General features: G+C 56.9%; 2 protein-coding genes and 2 CRISPR repeat arrays. Both genes read right to left on the reverse strand.

Annotation, left to right across the window (positions count from 1 at the left end; genetic code table 11):
* Positions 1-41 precede the first annotated feature (41 nt).
* Positions 42-756: direct repeats of the CRISPR family, unit length 36 nt; unit sequence GTTCCCCCTTCGGGGGGATCCCTAGAAATTGGAAAC.
* A 274-nt stretch (positions 757-1,030) separates the two neighbouring features.
* Positions 1,031-1,357: direct repeats of the CRISPR family, unit length 36 nt; unit sequence GTTCCCCCTTCGGGGGGATCCCTAGAAATTGGAAAC.
* Between the two features lie 72 nt (positions 1,358-1,429).
* Positions 1,430-2,407 carry a CHAD domain-containing protein gene (locus tag NW834_RS13470; RefSeq protein ID WP_414419559.1) on the reverse strand — a complete coding sequence of 326 codons (978 nt, stop codon included), beginning with the start codon at positions 2,405-2,407 and terminating at the stop codon, positions 1,430-1,432.
* 197 nt (positions 2,408-2,604) lie between these two features.
* The gene (tmk, locus tag NW834_RS13475) at positions 2,605-3,243 is read right to left on the reverse strand and encodes a dTMP kinase (RefSeq protein ID WP_414419560.1); all 639 of its coding nucleotides are present in this window, start codon (positions 3,241-3,243) and stop codon (positions 2,605-2,607) included.
* Positions 3,244-3,311: the final 68 nt, after the last annotated feature.

Raw genomic sequence — 3,311 nt, forward strand, 5'->3', positions numbered from 1 at the left:
CCTCGAGGATGTTGTGTCGCTCATAGATTGCTGCGTAACGCGTTCCCCCTTCGGGGGGATCCCTAGAAATTGGAAACCTCGAGGATGTTGTGTCGCTCATAGATTGCTGCGTAACGCGTTCCCCCTTCGGGGGGATCCCTAGAAATTGGAAACAGCCGCCTTGAGCACGACCTCGCCATGACAAGGCAAAGGCGAGTTCCCCCTTCGGGGGGATCCCTAGAAATTGGAAACTACTGCTGTAGATATAACGAATCCCCCTGTTGGTGAACTGAAGTTCCCCCTTCGGGGGGATCCCTAGAAATTGGAAACGCTGTCGAGGAACTCTTTGTCATTGGAAAACACCCAACGTTCCCCCTTCGGGGGGATCCCTAGAAATTGGAAACTAGTCTGGCTTTTCGCTCCAGAAGCCATCTTCCTGTTCCCCCTTCGGGGGGATCCCTAGAAATTGGAAACCGGCGCGTAAGATTTGTTCCTTTGTGTATTTCATATGACCTCCCGTTCCCCCTTCGGGGGGATCCCTAGAAATTGGAAACCTGCGAATGATCTGCTCTTTCGTGTATTTTTCCATAGGTTCCCCCTTCGGGGGGATCCCTAGAAATTGGAAACGCTCTCAAAAATCTGAGAGCATCTAGGTAGCTCACTTTCGGTTCCCCCTTCGGGGGGATCCCTAGAAATTGGAAACGCGCTTCCGAATAAATCGGAGAGCGTCTAGATAGCTTGTTCCCCCTTCGGGGGGATCCCTAGAAATTGGAAACTTGGTTAAACGTGTCGCCAGGGGAGCAACCGAACTAGACACACTTCTCAAAAGGAGCCTACAATGTCTAAGCGCATTATTTGGACTCCGGACGAGTGGCTCGAAGCAGCGGAAGCTGCATTTGAGTCTGCGTTCGGCGATTCCTACAACGAAGAAAAGCCGGTGGCTCCGGCTCAACCAAAGCCAACTCCTGTTTTGTTGCCCAAGCCTGTGCGGGTTCCAAACCATGCGGGTAAGGGTGCAAGTGTGACGATAGCCCAGATCCGCAAGGCTCAAGTTCCCCCTTCGGGGGGATCCCTAGAAATTGGAAACATATAAAATACGACTGATACATACCCCTGACCACAGGGCGTTCCCCCTTCGGGGGGATCCCTAGAAATTGGAAACCTCTCTCGCGTATTAAAGTGCTGTGTCCAGTAGCGTTCCCCCTTCGGGGGGATCCCTAGAAATTGGAAACAGGTCAGTGTCCCGGTTCAGCCAGCCTTGCAGGAAGGCGTTCCCCCTTCGGGGGGATCCCTAGAAATTAGAAACAAGGGAGCGCAAACCTGTATAAGGTGCTTTCATACCGTTCCCCCTTCGGGGGGATCCCTAGAAATTGGAAACCCTATAGCTACAAAAAATCCCCCGCCAATAAGGCGGGGTTTTTCCTTCGGGGGGATCTATAGAATTGGAAACCTAGGGATCCCCAGTTGGAAAGAAATTGGAAACAGAGAAAAGATTAGAGTAAAGCCGGTGCTGCTCGGCAGAGGCCAGGCAGCGCTGTTGGTGCTCAGGCCACTCCTGGAGGGCTAGTTTTTGTTGTTCCTGGAGAAGGGTTTGTAGGTCTGAGTCTGCAGGCAGCTCGCCTTGCAAAACCTGCAAATCGTTAAAGCGGCCCAGTTGATCCTGCAAGCACTTCAGGGTTGCTATCCAACCTTGCATGGTTTCCCCGTAAAAGGGCGCAAAAAACTCCACCTGATAGCGCAGCCGTTTGGTGGCCTTGCGCAGCTCGTGCAGTTGCTCAGCCTGGGCTTCCGTTGCGGGGAAAGCAGGGATCCGCCAGCCTGGCTGCAGCAGCCACTGGGCCAGCAGGGGAGTCAGCAAGTGGGGCAAGCTTTCCGGCAAAGGCAGCTCCGCCTGGGGCTTATAGCGGGGGTGAGCCAGCCACTGCTCGCAGGCAGCTTGAAACGCCAGGAAGTCAGCATCTTCAAGAATGCGGCGGGAGCGTTTCTCGGCTTGGGTTCGACGTTGCTGCAGATCTTGTTTTAGCTTCTCCAGTTCTGCCTGCTGGGCTGCCGGGATCCCTTCCCAACAAGGTTCCTGCAGGATTTCCAGCAGCACGTCCAGATCCCGCTGTTTGCCCAAAGCACTGGCCAGCTTTTGCAGGCGTTTGGGCTTGAGAGGCTTGGGCAGCCGGACGGATCCCTGAAACACCTGCACCCAGGTGCCAATACGGCGCAGGGTCACCCGGATTTGGTGGAGAGATTCTGCCGCCTCTGGATGCTGGGTCAGAACTCGCTTTACGTGTTTCTGCAGCCGCTGCCATTGCTGGCTCAACAGCTGGTGGGCCCAGGCGGCCACGGTTGGCAAGGGCGCAGATGAGGGCAAGGTCAAGTGCAAGGACTCCGTCCCGCTAACGCGATCGGTTTTCAGCTCAGCAGCAACAGCGTCCACAGCCAGTCTCCTCTACCCAAAACGAGAACCAAGAGGGCAGCAGACTCTTTTCACATAGGTCATCCAGCCTAGCTTGAGGTTACCCCCGCCTCTTCCTTTTTAACCTAATCTTAACCTTGGTAAACCGAGCAGGCTGTGGCCAGGGAAACTGTCGCGAGCTTTGGCCTGTCGCGCCATTCCCGTCAGCGGAACAGGGTCTAGGGCTCCCGGCCTGCTGTCGCAAGTGGTAGGCGGGGTTCGACCACTGACCAGAGGCGGGCAGCCACCTCTGCCGGGGATCCCTGGGCTGAAATGCGGACAATCCGCTGTGGTTCTGCGGCAGCCAGAGCCTGGAACCCTTGGTAGACGCGGCGGTGGAACTCCAGGTGTTCTTGTTCAAGTCTGTCGGCAAGCCCGACTCGCGCCAGTCCCACCTCTGGCGGGAGATCCAGCCACAGGGTGAGGTGCGGCTGCAACCCGCCGGTGGCTAAGTGGTTGAGCTGGCGGATCTTCTCCAAGTCCAGTCCCCGACCGTAGCCCTGGTAGGCCAGGGTGGAGTCGGTAAAGCGGTCGCAAACCACCACCTGCCCTGCCGCCAGAGCCGGCGCGACGACTTTGCTCACGTGTTCAGCCCGATCCGCCGCGTACAGGAGCAACTCCGCCAGAGGGCTAAAGGGATCCCCGTGCAGCAACAGCTCCCGCAGCGTTTTGCCCAGCGCCGTGCCCCCCGGCTCGCGGGTACACAGGCAAGCGTAGCCTTCTTGGCGCAGCCGCTCAACCAAGAGGGCCTGTTGGGTGGTTTTGCCCACCCCTTCCCCGCCTTCTAGGGTGATGAACACACCGTCGTCCTGATACATTCACGCTGAACTCTCCTGAACATGGTTCAGGAAAGAAGCGATCGCATCCTGCCTATCTCTGTTCGCGT

Origin of the sequence: Synechococcus sp. R60.1 (assembly GCF_047461835.1) — a bacterium.
Lineage (GTDB): Bacteria > Cyanobacteriota > Cyanobacteriia > Thermostichales > Thermostichaceae > Thermostichus.

Excerpts from the sequence above, each read along its gene's own strand:
- tmk (WP_414419560.1), bottom strand. The coding sequence starts at position 3,243 with ATGTATCAGGACGACGGTGTGTTCATCACCCTAGAAGGCGGGGAAGGG.